Genomic DNA, 16,140 nt, shown 5'->3' with positions numbered 1-16,140 from the left:
CGTTGTTAATGACATCGCTACTTGACGATGCCTTCGAGCATGGCGCGAAAGCGCGGCTGCAGATGCTGCAATAGCAGCTCCGCCACCGCCTCGTCGCTGAAATCGAGCTCCATCTCGTGCTCGTGCAGGCGGATGCGCAGGCCGCTTGCGTGCTCGCCTGTGGTGAAGCGTACCCCCTCACGCAGCACCTCCCGGGCCTGGGCGGCCACGAACCAGGAAAGCGTGCCCTCCTTGAGCGCTTCCGGGCGGCGACGCAGCTCCTCCAGCCCCACCGCGTCCCGGGGCAGCATCACTTCGATGTCGTTCTCCGCCTCCAGCGGCGACTCGGCCCGGGTGCGGGCGGCGAGTTCGAGAATCAGCCGCTGCAGCAGGTCCTCCCGGGACAGGGCCTCGCCCACCAGCCAGCGTAGATGATCGCGAAAGCGGTGGGTCAGGGTGGCCTGCATCTCCAGCACCGCGTCCCGGGCGGCGACCCGCAGCGCTTCCCTGGCGGCGTTTTCCAGGCGCCCGGCTTCCTCTCGGGCCTCCCGACGCAGTTCCTCGGCGTCCCGCTCCGCCTGCTCGATCATCCAGGTGGCGCGACGCTCCGCATCCCCCACGATGCGCCGGGCCTCTTCCCGGCCCTGCTCGACCCCCTCGCCGCGCAGCCGCTCGATCAGCGCCTCGACGCCGGAGGAGGCGCCCTGCAGGGATTCCGCTTGACTCATGAGGATCTCCTCGAACTCATTGGGCCGGAATATTGCCGCCGATCACCAGGGCGAAGATGAAGGCGAACACCCCGAAGCCTTCGACGATGGCCGCCGGGGCGATGGACAGGCCGAAGATCTCCGGCTTGCTCTTCGCGCTGTTGATCGCCGAAGCACAGCAGCTGCCCTGGTAGACCGCACTCAGCAATAGGGCCACCCCGGCGAGGATGCCCACGGAGAACAGCCCCGCGGAGGTCTCGAGGGTGATCGGGCGCTGCAGGGTGAACATCACCACGATGCCATAGATGCTCTGGGAGGAGGGCATCGCCGAGAGCCCGATGAAGCGCCCGTGGCCGGACTCGGTCTCGAGCAGGGCACCGATGGCCGCCTGGCCGGCGATGGCGCAGCCGATGATGCTGCCGATGGCCCCCAGGGCCATGGGGCCGTAAAGGCCCGCCCAGCCCAGGGCGAGAATCAGTTGCTCCATGGTGTGGTCTCCGTTTTTGCGAATGCGGTAAAAGGGTAGCCCTCGTCCGAGATGCCCCAGTGGTAGAACTCGATCAGATTGAGCCGCAGTCCGTGCACCACGCCGCTGACCACCGCCAGCACGAAGTTCAGGGCGTGGCCGACGATCAGGATCAGCGCGTTGAGCAGGATGCCGAGCCCCGGAAAGGCCGCCGCCGCGTCCGCGGCGAGCTGGTTGAAGGTGACCGCGAGCGACGCGCTGGCGAGCCCCAGGGCGAACAGGCGCAGGTAGCTCAGCACGTCGCCGAAGGCCCGGGTCACGTCGGTCAGGGCGTAGAGACCGCCACCGACCCGCTTGAGCAGGTCCAGCGGTTCACGTATGGGGCGGGTATCGGTAAAGACGAAGACGCCGATCAGCCCCAGGGTCATGGCGACGGCACCGCCGGTCATGCCGTAGAAAAGCATGACACCGGCCAGCAGGGCGACAATCCAGCCCAGCGGCGCCAGCATGGCGGCTCGCCCCCGGTGGTGCCAGGCCACGGTGGCGTTGGCGACGATCAGGTGCGCCAGGCCGATGCCGATCGCCAGCTGCATCATCTGACCGAAGTCGTTGACGTCGAGGAGCCTCGAGTGAGAAAGCCAGCTTTCCGGTGGCGGGCTCCAGCCGAAATAGCTGCCCGCAAGCACGCCGTAGGCGAAGGCGAAGCCGACCAGGGCAAAACCCAGAGTGCGCACTCGCAATCCCGTACGACTGCGTTTGAGGCGTGGTGAGAAGAACAGCAGCGCGCCGAGCAGCAGCAGGGCGTAGCCGGCGTCCGCGAGGATCATGGCGAAGAACGCCGCGAAGGAGAAGAAGATCACCCGGGAGGGGTCCCAGCTGCGATAGCCGGGCATCTGATAGAAGTGCACGATCTCCGCGCCGCCGGCGGTGCGCTCGTCGTTGTCGAGCAGAGTGGGGGGCTGATCCTCGGGACCCACCGGCTCGTCGAGCAGGGCAAGCCCTTGCTGCTCGGCGAGGCGTCGAACGTCCTCGATCGCCGCCTCGGGCACCCAGCCCTGCACGGCGAAGATCGCATCCGTGTCGCGGGTGAGCTGCTGGGCCTGAGTCAGGCGGGTGGCATCCTCCGCCCGGGCCTGATGGCGATGGAGCAGATGAATCCAGCGGGTCAGCGCCTCTCGCTCGGCGGTGCACTCATCGAGGCGCACCACCAGGCGCTGCAGCTGCTCACGCAGCCGCCAGCGCGGCACGCTGCCGGTATGGGTGCGCGGCACCGGCAGGGCGTCCATGGCGGGCTCTTCCCGACTGATCACCGCGATATAGCGGTTGCGGTTGTCGCGATGCACTTCCTGCCAGGGCAGCTCGACTTCCGCGAGCTGGCGCGCCCTGTAGTGGGGTACCTCGTAGAACCACAGGCGATGCCCGGCGAGGCTTTCCAGGGGCGGGAAGTCGAAATCTCCCCAGGGCTCGAGATCCTTGAGACGCCGCCGGGCGAAGTCGATGCTGTCCTCCAGATCCCGCATCCGGCGCTGATTCTCCAGGGCGCGCTCGACGATGGCCTGATGATCGAAGTCCGGGTCGCTGGGCACCTGATGGCGCTTGGCCGGGCAGTCGAGCAGGTAGGCCAGCGCCTTGCGGGTGTCGCCGGCCACCGCGCCGGTGGGGGTGTCGCGCCTTGTCTCTCCCAGGTCGATCAGGTGCATGACGCCCAGGCGCTGCAGCTCGCGCAGCGTGGCCGGCTTGTCGCCGTGGCTGCCGACCAGGGTCACTCGGCGCAGGGACACGATGCTCATCGGCGCGCTCCCTGAGCCTGCTTGCGCTTGGCGAGCTTGGCCCGCACCACCGCGGAGCGCTCGCCGTCGGCGAGATGGATGCGAATGCGGCGGATATGCTCCCGGGTGCGCGGAATCAATACCTTGTCGAACAGGTTGACCCGCTGGGTGACCCGCCTGACCGCCCGCTCCAGGCGATGCAGCCGCTCCCACTCCACCTGCAGGCGCACCGTCAATGCGAGCGCGTCGCGCAGGACTTCCCGATAGCGATCCAACCAGTGGGGCGTGGTCAGCGCCGGATAGTCGGCGAGGTCGATATCGATACCCTCCAGCATCGGCAGATGCACGCCGAGCAGGTTGTGCTCGCGCAGCCGCACAGCCGTCACTTGGGCCAGATTCTCGATCTTCAGGGTGTCGTCCCCGGCCATGGGTAGCCGCTCGCGCACCCGGGCCACCAGGGCGTCCAGCTCCGCCTCGCTGGCCTGCACTGTTTCCCGGGCGCGCCGGCGCTCGGCGATCAGCTGGCGGCGCTTGAGGTCCAGGGACAGCAACAGCCGCTGGAACTGCCGGAGCCGGGACTGTTCCCGGTGCAGGGCGGTCTTGTTTAATGAGAGTCGTGCCACGCCACCACATCCTTTTTCCGATGACTACGCCATGCTATCGGCTGGCGTCTCCTCGCCGGGCTGTTGCTGCTTGCCGGGAAAAAACTTGTCGATCAGCTGCTGACGCATGAGCAGTTCCTGGGGCTCGAAGCATTCCGCCAGGGTCTTCCAGGCCAGGTCCAGGGCGCGCTCCAGGGGCAGGGAGACCGAGACATCCATGAAGCGGGTCTCGAACAGCTCACCGAAGCGCAGCAGCTTTTCGTCGAAGCGGGAGAGTTCGAAGGCCATGGCGCGCTTCTGCTGGGCGTCCCGTGCGCCGGCATACAGCCGGATCATGGTATTCATCAGCGCGCCGTGATCCTCCCGGGTGCTCTTGCCGATCACGTGCTGCTTGAGCCGGGACAGGGAGCCGAAGGGATCGATCCGGCCGTCGCGCAGGTAGAACTGGCCCTCGGTGATGTAGCCGGTGTTGTCCGGTACCGGGTGGGTGATGTCGTCGCCGGGCATGGTCGTGACGGTGAGCACCGTGACCGAGCCGGCGCCGTGGAAGTCGCAGGCCTTCTCATAGCGCCGCGCCAGTTGGGAGTAGAGATCCCCCATGTGGCCGCGATTCGACGGCACTCGCTCCATGCTGATGCCCACCTCCTTCAAGGCGTCGGCGAAGGCGGTCATGTCCGTGAGCAGCACCAGCACCCGCTTGCCCTCCTCCACGGCGAAACGCTCCGCCACCGCCAGTGCCATGTCCGGCACCAGCAGGCGCTCCACCACCGAGTCCGAGGCCAGGTTGGCGAACATCACCGTATGGGCGAACACGCCGGCGTCGAGGAAGCGCTGGCGAAAGTAGGGTATCCGGATTATCTGGTTGGTATGCGAGAGCGAAAGGTGGCCGACAAACTCAACCCACAACGGATTGGCTGGTTGATGGCTCGCTGAGTACGCTCACTTGCTAGAGAGCAGATACTTCACCAAACAGGCGATGCCCAGGACCAGTAGCAATAGTAGGGCAATTCCGATCACTGGCATTATCCAGCCCATCGCCCCCATCATCCCGCAATCTGGTAGTGTCGTGTTCATCGTGACAGGGCTCCCTGTGGTGTCCATGCCCAAAACCCGTGGTGCCGCCGCCCAGTGGCACCACGGTCGCGCTCATATCGTTCACCCGGCACAGCAGGACAACTGCGTCACATCCTTGGTGAAAGTCTGGGCACAGAGCTTGAGCCCTTCCACCATGGTCAGGTAGGGAAACAGCTCATTGGCGATGTCGTGTACGGTCATGCGTGCGCGTAGCGCCATCACCGCCGTCTGGATCAGCTCACCGGCTTCCCCCGCCACCGCCTGCACCCCCAGCAACCGGCCCGAGTCGCGTTCGGCCACCAGCTTGATGAAACCACCGGTGTCGAAATTCACCAGCGCACGCGGCACGTTTTCCAGGTCCAGCTCACGGGTATCGACGCTGAAGCCTTGCTCGATGGCCTCGGCTTCCGTCAGGCCGACGGTGGCCACCTGGGGGTCGGTGAAGATCACCGCCGGCATGGCGCTCAGGTCCAGGGTGGCTTCGCCCCCGGTCATGTTGACGGCAGCCCGGCTGCCCCCGGCGGCGGCGACATAGACGAACTCCGGCTGATCGGTGCAGTCACCGGCGGCATAGAGCCCCGGCACCGTGGTGTGCAGATGCTCATCGACCAGAATAGCCCCATGTGCGGTTTCCACGCCGAGGCTCGCCAGGTTCAGGGCCTCGGTATTGGGTGTCCGTCCGGTGGCCACCAGCAGTTGATCCGCCCGCAAGGTGCCGGCGTTGGTGTCGACAATGAATTCATTGTCGGTGTAGTCCACACGGCTCGCCTGGGTCTGCTTGAGGACCTCGATGCCCTCGCGGCGAAACGCCGCCTCCACCGCATCCCCTACCGCCGGGTCTTCCTGGGAGAGCAGGCGGCTGCGGGCCAGCACCGTGACCCGGCTGCCCAGCCTGGCGAAGGCCTGGGCCAGTTCCAGGGCCACCACCGAGGCGCCGATCACAATCAGCCGCTCGGGAAGAGTGTCCAGGGCCAGAGCACTGGTAGAGGTCAGGTAGGGGGTGTCGGCAAGACCCGGGATCGGCGGTACTGCCGGTCGGGCGCCAGTACCGATGAAGGCGCGGTCGAAGTGGACGACCTGCTCGCCGCCCTCGTTCAGCTTGACCATCAGGCTATGGGCATCGATAAACCGGGCCTCGCCGTGCAGGACAGTGATGGCCGGGTGGTCGCGCAGAATCCCCTCGTACTTGGCGTCACGCAGTTCCTCGACACGTCGCTGCTGCTGCTCGAGCAGCTTGGCCCGATCCACCACCGGCGCCTGGGCGCTCAGGCCTGCATCGAAGGGACTTTCCGTACGCAAGTGGGCAATATGGGCCGCGCGAATCATGATCTTCGAAGGCACACAGCCTGTATTGACACAGGTACCGCCGACGGTGCCGCGTTCGATCAGGGTGATCCGGGCGCCGCGCTCGGCGGCCTTCAGGGCCGCCGCCATGGCGGCGCCGCCGCTGCCGATCACCGCGATGTGCGGGGCGTCTTCATCACGGCCCTTGGACACCGATGCGCCTGCCGGGGAAGTGGGCCCACTGTTGGCCAGTCGAGCTTGGTAGCCAAGTCGGGTCACGGCAAACGTCAACGCCGAGGCCGGTGTCCCCGGATCAACGGCTACCGATGCCGTCCTCTGAGGATAGGATACCTCCACCGACTGCACGCCGGGCAGCTTCTCCAAGGCTTCCCTGACATGATCCGCACAGCGGTCACAGGTCATGCCGCTCACGTTGAGTTCAATCATCACGTTTCTCCGAGTCTTCATTAGTAAAGCCGGCATCCTGCTTCCGCTTGTGGTATCGCGCGTAGAGAGGTAAGCCGATGACGATGGCCAGGACGGCAAACAGCAGGTAATCGAGATAGCCTGCCAACGCGGCCAGGCCCGCCGTACCGAATAGCACCAGGGCGATTGGCCCGGCGCAACACAGCACCATCAACCCGGTGCCAAGCACGACGCTTATAAATTTCTGCGAATCTTTCACGCTTATTCCTTCACCGTGACGGACAAGCTCGTAAACAACTCACCCGATGACCGCGATGTGCAGCTGCTTGATGTCACTCAGGGGGCGTATTCCTTGATTTGATAGAGCCGTTGTCACAACAGGCGTCGAACTGCTTCTTACGCCAAATCGCATAAATGGTCAGGCCGATGAAGAAGGCCAGGGCCGGCAATAACACAACGTCGAGATAGCCCGTCAGCGCCGCCAGGCCCACCGTGCCAAGCAGGATCACCAGGATCGGCGTAAAGCAGCACAATGCCACCAGGACGGTGCCGATCACGCTCACGCGCAGCAGGGTCTTGGGATTCTTCATGATCACTCTCGATCCGCTTGCGAGGATGTCGGGGTTGATGGATACCCAGCGTTGGTGGTGGCCTCGGTCAATGCCTCCACCGACGTTCGGGCGTCGTCAAAGGTGACCACGGCCTCGAGATCCGCGTAGCTCACGTCGACTTGCGAGACGCCGTCCACCTTGTTGAGGGCGGCCTTGACGGTGATCGGGCAGGCGGCACAGGTCATGCCCGGCACCGACAGCTTCACGGTCTGCAAGGCCGCTAAGGCGGGCGTGCTGAGCAGGGCGAGTAGCGCGATGAAGGCGAAACGAGCTTTCATGGTAGATCTCCTTTTAATAGAACAAGGGCAAGACGTAGGGGAATACCAGGGCGATTAGCACCAGCAGCGATACGAGCCAGAAGATCGCCTTGTAGCCCGTCCTGACCCGTGGCACGGCACACACCTCTCCCGGCTGGCACTTTTCCACTGGCCGAAAGACGCGACGCCAGGCGAAGAACATCGCCACCAGCGCGACGCCGATAAAGAGCGGGCGATAGGGCTCCAGCGACGCCAGATTGCTGATCCAGGCGCCGGAAACGCCCAGCGTGATCAGAACCAGCGGGCCGAGGCAACACGCCGAGGCCAGGAGGGCCGCGACTCCTCCGGCGGCCAGGGGCCCTCGCCCCGTTTTAGGTGTCCGCATTGACGATTCTCCTTTCGGGATGGGGGGAGCTACGATAAGGTTACTTCCGTAGCTTGGTACGGAGTCAAGCATCATGAAGAGACATGCAGATAAAGTGGCGGACACCATGACCATTGGCGGCCTGGCCAAGGCGGCCGGCGTCAATGTCGAGACAATCCGCTATTACCAGCGACGAGGGCTATTATCGGAGCCCGAACGACCTCCCGGAGGTATTCGACGCTATAGTGCCGCCGATATCGACAGGTTGACGTTCGTGAAAACGGCGCAGCAGCTGGGCTTTAGTCTGGATGAGATCAGTGACCTACTTCGGCTGGAAGATGGCGCCCACTGTCAAGAAGCCAGTGCTCTCGCAGAGCACAAGTTAGGGGACGTTCGCGAGAAGATCGACAGGCTTGAAAGAATTGAGAAGGTGCTGAGCGAAATGGTCGACCGATGCCATGCACAACAAGGCAATATCACTTGCCCGCTAATTGCGTCATTGCATGAAGGGCTCAGAGAAGCAGAAGACCCAAGGGAGTAAATCACCTTCAGTTCGTAGAAAACAACGCGGTCAAAGAGTCGCAATCATCTATGGACCATGTCGACAAGGAAAGTTTGCATGACCAGCTTGCCTGACAACATCCTGCACCTTCCCGAGTACCACGTCCTAGCCACCAAGATGGAAGAGCATGATCTCCACTACCAGGTCGAAGCTCCTGAGCCTCTAGCTTGCGAGGAATGCGGCGTTGAGAGTGAGTTTGTCAGGTTCGGCAAGCGCGATGTGGCCTATCGCGACCTACCCATCCACGGAAGGCGGGTCACCCTCTGGGTGGTCCGTCGCCGCTACACCTGCCGGGCGTGTGGAAGGACGTTCCGGCCAGCTCTTCCGGAAATGGTAGACGATCACCGCATGACGCGGAGGCTTTACAACCACGTCGAGAAGGAAGCCTTCAATCACCCCTACGCCTACGTGGCTGATACCACGGGCCTCGACGAGAAGACTGTCCGCGAGATATTCAAGAAGAAGGCTGAGTTCCTGGCAGCCTGGCATCGCTTCGAGACACCCCGCTGCCTGGGGATCGACGAGCTGTACCTGAACCGCCGCTACCGCTGCATCCTGACCAACCTGGAGGAGCGTACCCTACTGGACCTGCTGCCCGGTCGCCAGCAGGACGCGGTGACGAGGCGCCTCATGAGCATGACCGAGCGCCACCAGGTCGAGATCGTCAGCATGGATATGTGGAAACCCTACCGCCGTGCTGTCCAGGCGGTGCTGCCGCAGGCTCGCATTGTGGTCGATAAGTTCCACGTCGTGCGAATGGCCAACGAGGCCTTGGAAAAGGTCCGCAAGGGGCTCAGGAAAAAGCTGACGTCCAACCAGCGCCGAACCCTCAAGGGTGACCGGAAGATCCTGCTGAAGCGCGCTCACGATGTCTCAGATCGCGAACGGCTCATCATGGAGACCTGGACAGGGGCATTCCCCCAGCTCTTGGCGGCCTACGAGCACAAGGAGCGGTTCTTCCACATCTGGGACGCCACAACCCGGCGTGACGCCGAGAAGGCGCTGACTGCCTGGATTGACGACATCCCACAGGGGCAAAAGGAGGTCTGGAAAGATCTCGTCAGTGCTATCAGTGGCTGGCATGAGGAGATGCTGACCTACTTCGAGACCGACATCCCGATCACCAACGCCTTCACGGAGTCAATCAACCGGCTGGCCAAGGATAAGAACCGCGATGGCCGTGGCTACTCATTCGAGGTGATGCGGGCCCGGATGCTCTACACCACCAAGCACAAGAAGAAGGTGCCGCAGACCAAGGAATCCCCCTTCCTGGGCAAGGCCACCATGACCTACAGCATGGGTCTTCCCGAGCCTGAGAAAAACTACGGCGTCGATCTATCAACCTTCTGGAAGAGTTAAGGGTTCGAAGGAGCAAGGGGCTCCATCTACCACTTAATCCGGATACCCCGAAAGTAGTGGTAGTCGTCGAAGATCAGCCCCATGCCGCCGAACACCACCACGTCCGCATCGGCGTGAATGGCGATGCGAGCAAGCAAAGCATTGTAGGGCTCCCCGGCCACCGAGAAGATGGGAATCTTCTGGCTCTCCACCAGGGTGTTGAAGACGTCGATCATCGGCACGTCGGTGCGGATCATGCGGCTCGGCATCACCCGGCGCATGGGATTCACCGAGGGGTCGCCGATGTCCACTCGACGATCCTCGCCGAGCGCCGGGCCGCGATCCATGGGCTCGCCGAGGCTGTTGAAGGCCCGCCCCAGCACATTCTGGGAGCAGATGACCCGCATGGGGTGACCGAGGAAGCGGATCGAGGCCTGGGTGGTCAGGCCGGCGGTACCGCCGAAGACCTGCAGCGAGACCACATCGTCATCGATGCGGATCACCTGGGCGAGCACCGTCTCGCCGTCGGCCTTGCGCAGGCTGGCGAGATCGCGAAAGCGCGCCGGGGAGGCTCGGTTTTCATCGCCTTGGGGCACACGTACTCGGACGATGCCGCCGACGATACTGAGGATATTGCGATAGTGACTGAGGGGTTGTGACATGCCGGGCCGATGACTCCACACAAGAGGGGGTTGTCTCGGCACGATGCAAGCGACGCTGCCGGGGACAACGCGAAATTCGTCGAGAGGGAAAGCCGCTGGTGGGAAGCGGTCCCCTTACTTTAGGCCAGTGATGCCATCTGCCCATTGACCCATATCAAGCTTGAAAAACACAGGAAACATTCCCCTTCAATCCTGACGCGGTGCGTGTTTAACCAGTGCTATCACGCGAGGATGATAGTGAACAACGAAAGTGACGATGGCAGTAACGAAAAGCACGACCGCAAGCCCCCAGTACGTGCCGAGCGCACTACCCACGAACAGCATCCCGGCGCCCGCAGACCCCACGGCTTGCCCGAGGCTGGCCAAGGCGGTCTGCTTGCCCAGCGCCGCACCCTGTGCCGGCCCGCTGGCCAGGGAGACCTGATAGGCCAGCAAAGGAATCAGTAGTCCCGATCCGGCGCCCAACAGCCCCACCACGACGAATGCCTCCCAGAAGCCCGAGGCGTAGGGGAGGCCGAGAATGCCCCCGGCCATCAGCAGGAAGGCCCCGCCGATCAGATGGCCGGGGGAGAGTCGTTTCGGTGGGTATGCCGACCACAGCAGCTGCACCGCCAGCATCACCAGGCTGCACTCCGTGAACAGCAATCCGACCCTGAAGGGGTCGAGACCGATTGACTGTCGCGCCTGCAGGCTGAGGCCCACCTCGAAGGCCCCCAGGCCCAGCATCGCCAGCAGCGTCAGCGTCAGAAAGCCACCGATGGCCCGAGGCGACGCCGGCTCACCGGCAGGCTCGTCGGCAGGCGGACGGTGTGCCGACTGTTCGCGAACGTGATGGTAGAGCAACAGCCACACCGCACCGGCGAGTCCCGCCGTGACCACGAAGGGCCAGGCCACGGGTCCGCCGAGCAGCATCTCGGATTGCGGCATCACCATCGGAATGCTGGCGAGCCAACCGCTGAGCATGGGGCCGGACAGGAAGCCCAGGGTGGAGGCGGCACTGAGCCAAGCGAAACGACGTGCACGGCGTGTCGCATCGTCACACTCGGCCGCCTGCGCCAGTGCCACCGGGATCACCGCCGCCGCGAAGGCGCCGGCAAGGGCCCGTACTCCATAGGCGAGTGGCAGGTTTCGAGTCAGGCTGAACCCCAGCATGGCCAGTGCAAACCCTGCCAGCCCCCACAGCAGGACGGGCCGCCGGCCCAGGCGGTCGGAGAGACTTCCCCATAGTGGGGCGAAGCCGAACAAGGCCAGCGTATACACCCCCGTCAGCAGCCCGGTGTGCAGCGATACGTCCCCGGGGGTAGTCACTGCCAGCACGCGGTCGAGGAACAGCGGCAGGATCGGCAGCACCGTGCCGTAGCCGAGGAAGACGACGAAAGTGGCGGCGAGCAGGGTATTGAAACCAGCGCTAGATTTTGCCACCACACCAATCGAACGGTCGCTCGCATTGCCGTTCGGGTCTCGCGGATGCCCGAGATCAAGGCTCACGTCGGTGTCGCCATTACTTAGCTTTCCGTTCTCGCTCATGCGGTACCGTACTCATGAGCCAGACGGCTGAAGAATGCCAAAAATACCATGAAGTCTCCTTACTCACCTCAGTGGAATCCGGCGAGCACCGCTCCCAACAGTAAAACCACCTTCCGACCCGACCCGCTCACGCGACTTCGTTGGCGTCGTTTTCCAGGGCATGCTCCCAATCCGCGATGTAGTTCCGGTGCGAGGGAACGGCGTCCCGCTGGCGTGTGAGCTGGATCTGGAAGACCATTATCGGTCCGTTGCGAAAGGCCATCTCGCACATGTTTAGATAGAATTCCCACATGCGACAGAAGCGTTCGTCGTAGAATGCACGCACCTGCTCGCGGTTGGCCGCGAAGCGTCGCGCCCACTCCCGCAGCGTCTCCGCATAGTCGAGGCGCAGCACCTCGATGTCCGTTACCCACAGGCCGGCCTTTTCCACCGCGGCCAGCACCTCCGAGAGCGCGGGGCAATAGCCGCCCGGGAAGATGTACTTGCGCAGCCAGGGATTGGTTTGCCCCGGCGGCTCCATGCGCCCGATGGCATGGATCAGGGCGACGCCGTCGGGCTTGAGCAGGCCCTTCAGGGTGCGGAAGAACCCCCCCATAGTGCGACACCCCGACGTGCTCGAACATGCCGACCGAGACGATCCGGTCGTAGACCTCGCGCTCCGCTCGGTAGTCGAGCAGCTCGAAGCGCGCACGCTCGGCCAGCCCGGAGCGCACCGCCCGCTGCTGGGCGACCTTCAACTGCTCCTCGGAGAGGGTGATCCCCTTGACACGGGCCCCGGCGCTCTCGGCGATATGCAGGGCGAGGCCGCCCCAGCCCGAGCCGATATCGAGCACGCGCATGTCCGGCTGCAACAACAGCTTGGCGGCGATATGGCGCTTCTTTTTCTCCTGCGCCTGCTCGAGGCTCTCGTTGCCGTCCGGGAAATAGGCGCAGGAATACTGGCGATCCCGGTCGAGGAATAGATCGAACAGCTCGGCCGAGAGATCGTAATGATGGGCGACATTCGCGCGCGAGCGGCCGAGCGGATTGTACTGCTGCAGATAACGCAGGGGCCGGCCGAGCCGCCGCCGCACCCGCTGAATCGGATGGCTATCGAGAGCCTCGCCGTTGGCGGTGCAGAGCTCGAGCAAGTCGCGCAGGCTCCCCTCCTCCACGGTCAAGGTCCCGTCCATGTAGGCCTCGCCCAGATACAGATCGGGGTTCATGATCAGTTTGCGATAGAGCGCCCGGTGGTGGAGCCGCACCGTGACCGCGGGCGCGCCACCCGGCCCGAAACGCTGCCGCCGCCCGGACGGCGTTATCACCGTGAGCTCTCCGACCCGAACGATGCGGCTGAGAAATGCCGACAACATCATGGAAGCCTCCTTGCTAGTTGCAGTGAAATGTCATGACTCAGTGAAATACCATGCCGGCGGCATGAAAGCCGGCGTCGACGTAGAGCACCTCGCCGGTGATCGCCGTGGTGTAGTCGCTGGCCAACACCAGCGCGGTGCGACCGACCTCGTCGGCCTCCACGGTGCGGCGCAGCGGCGCCCGCTTCGCGGACTCGTTGAGCAGTTCGTCGAAATGCTCGATACCGGAGGCCGCCCGGGTCTTGACCGTACCGGCGGAGAGCGCGTTGACGCGGATGTTGCGGGGGCCCAGTTCGTGGGCCAGGTAGCGCACCGAGGCCTCCAGCGCGGCCTTGACGGGCCCCATGACGTTGTAGTGATCGACGACCTTCTCGGCACCGACGTAGCTCAGCGTCATGAGGCTGCCGCCCCGGTCCATCAACGGCTCGGCCAACTGGGCCATGCGGATCAGCGAGTGGCAGGACACCAGCATCGACTCCGCGAAGCCCTCCGCCGAGCAGTCCGTGAGGCGTCCGTGCAGCTCCTCCTTGCGGGCCCAGGCGATGGCGTGCATGAGGAAGTCCAGCCGCCCCCAGCGCTGGCGGATCGCCTCGATCACCGCCTCCAGCTGCCCCGGCACCGTCACGTCGCAGGGCAGCAAGAGCCCGGCATCCACCTCCCGGGCCAGCGGCTCGACATGGGGACGGGCCTTGTCGTTGAGATAGGTAAGCGCCAACTCCGCGCCGGCATGGCGAAAATGCCGGGCGGCCGACCAGGCCAGGCTATGTTCGTTGGCGATGCCCACGACCAAGCCCTTGCGTCCTTTCATGTCAATGGTTTCCATGTTTGTTTTCTATCTCCCTAGAATTCCAGCGGCCGAGGATCCTGCCGCGACGCGGCGGCCCCCGAGTTGATATGACGCCCGCACAGGCAACGCAGGCAGGTGCAGGCGTTGTCGCAGCAGTCCGGATCGTGCTGGGGTATGCGTCCGTGGCGTCGCGCGAATGGGTACAGGACCCGGCCCAACAGGCTCGGGCGGTATAGCTTGGCGAGCATCGGGCGCGCATCTCCCGCCGCCAGCCGGCGAAACATGGCCCGTCGTCCTCGGTCACCGACCTTCGCGTACAGCAGTCGGTTGCCGATGCCCTGGCGGATGGCCGGCAGCAGCGAGCGTCGCCACAGCGAGTCGTAATCGCTACCCTCCAGCAGGCTGCGCGCGGCCAGGACGCCCGAGCGCAGGGCATAACGCATGCCGAAGCCCGCCAGTGCATCCTGAAAGCCCGCATGCTCGCCCACCAGCAGGCGTCCCTCGTGCTCGCCCCGGCAGGGCGGTCCATAGTTGCCGACCCCACCGAAAGGACGCGCGGCGCGCATGTCCAGCCCGGCATGCTCAATAAAGAAGGCGATCGTGCGCGCCAGGAACGCGTCGCTATGGGTGAACTCCCGGAACAGACAGGTGGCGACGGTACCCTGGCCATTCCGCACCAGCAGGTAGGCGTAGCCGCCCGGCGCCAGGCGGTCGCTGAAGCAGGCCCACTGGCCGTCCGGCATGGTGGTCTCGAACAGGTAGCCCACCGCCATGACGTTGGCGAGCACCGGCCCCGTGGCCACGACGGCGGGGCCGGAAGTACTCTTGATGGGAGAGGACAGCCTTACCTCCACGCCGCTGGCCTGGGCCTGTTCGAACAGCGCGTGATCCAGCGTATCCGTTCCCGACCCACGCCGCACCAGGTAGTACAACGGCTTGTCCGAGCGAACCTCGTGGCGACCGCCCCAGCCATCGAAGGCCGTGACCCGAGAGATGGCATGATGCTCGAAGCTGGGCCGGATTCCCGCACTCGTGAGCTCATCGAGTACATCGATGCCGTCGCTCCAGCTCTCGAGCCCCTGGAAGTCGCCGTGGAAGCGGGCGCCAACGCGGCCGCGGCGCTCGTGCACGATCACGCGCTGCCCGTCGCGCGCCAGAACGATGGCGCAGGCCAGCCCGGCGGGGCCCGCGCCGATCACGGTCACGGGCTCCCGGTGCGTGGGATCGGCGCAGACGGTCGGGGCCTGGATCACGGCTGAAGGGCCTCGACGTTCACCCACGTCTCGACCCATGCTGGCGGTGCGTACGAACATAGCGCGCGGGATCCGCGTCGAACTGTTCGCGGCAGGCCGTCGCACAGAAGTAATAGTGTTTACCGTGATAGTCGGACTCCGCGGCGGCGGTCTTGTAGCTGACCTGCATGCCGCAAACCGGATCCACGAAAGACTTTTGCTCCACGCGTTCGCGTTTCATTGCTGTTCACTCCTTTATAAGTCAGAACCACGCCTTCTTGCTGCGCCCCCGTCTACAAACGCAGCCCGCCATCCAACGCCAGGATGCGGCCATTGAAGTAGTCGTTTTCGAAGATGAACTGCGCCGCGTGCGCGACCTCTTCAGGATCGCCGAGCCGTCCCAGCGGGATCTGGGCCCGCAGCTTGTCGAGGATCTTGTCGGGCATTGCCTCGACCATGGCCGTGCGGAAGAATCCTGGAGCGATGGCGGCGACACGGATGTTGTGGCGGGCGAGCTCCTTGGCCCAGGTGACGGTCATCGCATCCACCCCCGACTTTGCCGCCGAGTAGTTGGTCTGCCCGATATTGCCCGCACGGCTGATACTCGAAATGTTAAGGATCAGCCCAGGGAATTGGCGGGCGGTGTCATCCGCTCGGGCCTCGATCATGCGCGCCGTCGCCTCTCGGGCGCACAGAAAGACGCCACGCATATCGATATGCGAGACCGCGTCCCAGTCCGCCAATGACATCTTTTTGACGACCTGGCCGTCCTTGGCCTTGACCAGCAGGCCATCCTGGGTAATGCCGGCGTTGTTGATCACCCCATCCAGTGTGCCGAAATCATTCGCCAACGCCTGGAAACACGCTTCCACCTGGGTTTCCTCGGTGATATCCACGGGATAGTACCGACTGCGCGCTCCTGCTTGCCCACAAGCGGCGTGGGTCTGCCGCAGGCCCTCCTCATCCCTGTCCAGCAGGGCGGGCTGTGCACCGCATTGTGCGAGGTGTACCGCCATGGCTCGACCAAGCCCCTGGGCGGCGCCGGTGATCGCGATCGTCTTGCCTTTCAACTCCATGCTTGTGCTCCTTATTCGCATGATCGATATTCAGCGGCCTCGAAGTGACCGTCATTTCCGATGAG

At 64.3% G+C, this 16,140-nt stretch carries 20 protein-coding genes and 1 pseudogene; 3 read left to right on the top strand and 18 right to left on the bottom strand.

The annotated features are described in order from the left end of the window. Nucleotides 1–17 precede the first annotated feature (17 nt). The 10 genes from H7850_RS14885 to merT form a co-directional block, all read right to left on the bottom strand. Nucleotides 18–707: a hypothetical protein gene (locus H7850_RS14885; RefSeq protein ID WP_092848822.1), complete on the bottom strand. Its 690-nt coding sequence runs from the start codon at nucleotides 705–707 to the stop codon at nucleotides 18–20. 16 nt (nucleotides 708–723) lie between these two features. Then, nucleotides 724–1,173 carry an ATP synthase subunit C gene (locus tag H7850_RS14880; protein ID WP_035557755.1) on the bottom strand — a complete coding sequence of 150 codons (450 nt, stop codon included), beginning with the start codon at nucleotides 1,171–1,173 and terminating at the stop codon, nucleotides 724–726. Beyond that, nucleotides 1,161–2,942 carry a V-type ATP synthase subunit I gene (locus H7850_RS14875; RefSeq protein WP_035557752.1) on the bottom strand — a complete coding sequence of 594 codons (1,782 nt, stop codon included), beginning with the start codon at nucleotides 2,940–2,942 and terminating at the stop codon, nucleotides 1,161–1,163. Before H7850_RS14875 ends, H7850_RS14880 begins: the two co-directional genes overlap by 13 nt. Continuing rightward, on the bottom strand, nucleotides 2,939–3,544 hold the full coding sequence (locus H7850_RS14870) for a V-type ATP synthase subunit D (protein ID WP_035557749.1): 606 nt from the start codon (nucleotides 3,542–3,544) through the stop codon (nucleotides 2,939–2,941). Before H7850_RS14870 ends, H7850_RS14875 begins: the two co-directional genes overlap by 4 nt. A gap of 24 nt (nucleotides 3,545–3,568) precedes the next feature. Next, nucleotides 3,569–4,429, bottom strand: a complete 861-nt coding sequence (locus H7850_RS14865; RefSeq protein ID WP_227370335.1) for a V-type ATP synthase subunit B — start codon at nucleotides 4,427–4,429, stop codon at nucleotides 3,569–3,571. Between the two features lie 249 nt (nucleotides 4,430–4,678). Beyond that, nucleotides 4,679–6,328, bottom strand: a complete 1,650-nt coding sequence (merA, locus tag H7850_RS14860; protein WP_008957401.1) for a mercury(II) reductase — start codon at nucleotides 6,326–6,328, stop codon at nucleotides 4,679–4,681. Then, nucleotides 6,321–6,566 (bottom strand): mercury resistance system transport protein MerF, encoded by a 246-nt coding sequence (gene merF / locus H7850_RS14855; protein WP_008957402.1) that lies wholly within the window; start codon nucleotides 6,564–6,566, stop codon nucleotides 6,321–6,323. Before merF (H7850_RS14855) ends, merA begins: the two co-directional genes overlap by 8 nt. A 73-nt stretch (nucleotides 6,567–6,639) precedes the next feature. Beyond that, nucleotides 6,640–6,897: a mercury resistance system transport protein MerF gene (gene merF / locus H7850_RS14850; RefSeq protein ID WP_008957403.1), complete on the bottom strand. Its 258-nt coding sequence runs from the start codon at nucleotides 6,895–6,897 to the stop codon at nucleotides 6,640–6,642. 2 nt (nucleotides 6,898–6,899) lie between these two features. After that, nucleotides 6,900–7,196: a mercury resistance system periplasmic binding protein MerP gene (gene merP / locus H7850_RS14845; RefSeq protein WP_006911918.1), complete on the bottom strand. Its 297-nt coding sequence runs from the start codon at nucleotides 7,194–7,196 to the stop codon at nucleotides 6,900–6,902. A gap of 13 nt (nucleotides 7,197–7,209) precedes the next feature. Further along, nucleotides 7,210–7,560 carry a mercuric ion transporter MerT gene (gene merT / locus H7850_RS14840; RefSeq protein WP_008957404.1) on the bottom strand — a complete coding sequence of 117 codons (351 nt, stop codon included), beginning with the start codon at nucleotides 7,558–7,560 and terminating at the stop codon, nucleotides 7,210–7,212. Between the two features lie 73 nt (nucleotides 7,561–7,633). On the opposite strand from merT, the gene merR reads away from it, so the two are divergent. Further along, nucleotides 7,634–8,080, top strand: coding sequence for an Hg(II)-responsive transcriptional regulator (merR, locus tag H7850_RS14835; RefSeq protein WP_006911920.1), 447 nt, complete (start codon nucleotides 7,634–7,636; stop codon nucleotides 8,078–8,080). 78 nt (nucleotides 8,081–8,158) lie between these two features. Continuing rightward, on the top strand, nucleotides 8,159–9,460 hold the full coding sequence (locus tag H7850_RS14830; RefSeq protein WP_008957405.1) for an ISL3 family transposase: 1,302 nt from the start codon (nucleotides 8,159–8,161) through the stop codon (nucleotides 9,458–9,460). Between the two features lie 26 nt (nucleotides 9,461–9,486). On the opposite strand, the gene H7850_RS14825 is transcribed toward H7850_RS14830, so the two are convergent. From H7850_RS14825 to H7850_RS18345, 4 genes and pseudogenes are all read right to left on the bottom strand, one after another. Then, the gene (locus H7850_RS14825; protein ID WP_227370334.1) at nucleotides 9,487–10,101 is read right to left on the bottom strand and encodes a hypothetical protein; all 615 of its coding nucleotides are present in this window, start codon (nucleotides 10,099–10,101) and stop codon (nucleotides 9,487–9,489) included. Nucleotides 10,102–10,287: 186 nt separating this feature from the next. Next, nucleotides 10,288–11,628 carry an MFS transporter gene (locus H7850_RS14820; protein ID WP_179916623.1) on the bottom strand — a complete coding sequence of 447 codons (1,341 nt, stop codon included), beginning with the start codon at nucleotides 11,626–11,628 and terminating at the stop codon, nucleotides 10,288–10,290. 127 nt (nucleotides 11,629–11,755) lie between these two features. Then, the gene (locus tag H7850_RS18155; RefSeq protein ID WP_264477423.1) at nucleotides 11,756–12,223 is read right to left on the bottom strand and encodes a class I SAM-dependent methyltransferase; all 468 of its coding nucleotides are present in this window, start codon (nucleotides 12,221–12,223) and stop codon (nucleotides 11,756–11,758) included. A 64-nt stretch (nucleotides 12,224–12,287) separates the two neighbouring features. Then, nucleotides 12,288–12,701: pseudogene (locus H7850_RS18345) on the bottom strand (SAM-dependent methyltransferase); the annotation flags it as partial. On the opposite strand from H7850_RS18345, the gene H7850_RS14810 reads away from it, so the two are divergent. Then, the gene (locus tag H7850_RS14810; protein WP_227370387.1) at nucleotides 12,618–13,019 is read left to right on the top strand and encodes a hypothetical protein; all 402 of its coding nucleotides are present in this window, start codon (nucleotides 12,618–12,620) and stop codon (nucleotides 13,017–13,019) included. The pseudogene H7850_RS18345 and the gene H7850_RS14810 sit on opposite strands and share 84 nt — an antisense overlap. 1 nt (nucleotide 13,020) lies before the next feature. Here the strand turns inward: H7850_RS14810 and fabI are convergent, their stop codons facing one another. The 4 genes from fabI to H7850_RS14790 form a co-directional block, all read right to left on the bottom strand. Continuing rightward, on the bottom strand, nucleotides 13,021–13,803 hold the full coding sequence (fabI, locus tag H7850_RS14805) for an enoyl-ACP reductase FabI (RefSeq protein WP_072825514.1): 783 nt from the start codon (nucleotides 13,801–13,803) through the stop codon (nucleotides 13,021–13,023). A 17-nt stretch (nucleotides 13,804–13,820) separates the two neighbouring features. Further along, the gene (locus H7850_RS14800) at nucleotides 13,821–14,972 is read right to left on the bottom strand and encodes an NAD(P)/FAD-dependent oxidoreductase (RefSeq protein WP_319799289.1); all 1,152 of its coding nucleotides are present in this window, start codon (nucleotides 14,970–14,972) and stop codon (nucleotides 13,821–13,823) included. Between the two features lie 67 nt (nucleotides 14,973–15,039). After that, the gene (locus tag H7850_RS14795) at nucleotides 15,040–15,225 is read right to left on the bottom strand and encodes a YHS domain-containing protein (RefSeq protein WP_227370333.1); all 186 of its coding nucleotides are present in this window, start codon (nucleotides 15,223–15,225) and stop codon (nucleotides 15,040–15,042) included. Between the two features lie 67 nt (nucleotides 15,226–15,292). Then, on the bottom strand, nucleotides 15,293–16,075 hold the full coding sequence (locus tag H7850_RS14790; RefSeq protein WP_072825518.1) for an SDR family oxidoreductase: 783 nt from the start codon (nucleotides 16,073–16,075) through the stop codon (nucleotides 15,293–15,295). Between the last annotated feature and the right edge of the window lie 65 nt (nucleotides 16,076–16,140).

Origin of the sequence: Halomonas sp. M20, assembly GCF_020622265.1 — a bacterium.
In the GTDB taxonomy this organism is placed as follows: domain Bacteria; phylum Pseudomonadota; class Gammaproteobacteria; order Pseudomonadales; family Halomonadaceae; genus Modicisalibacter.
This window is presented reverse-complemented; position numbering and strand designations above follow the sequence as displayed.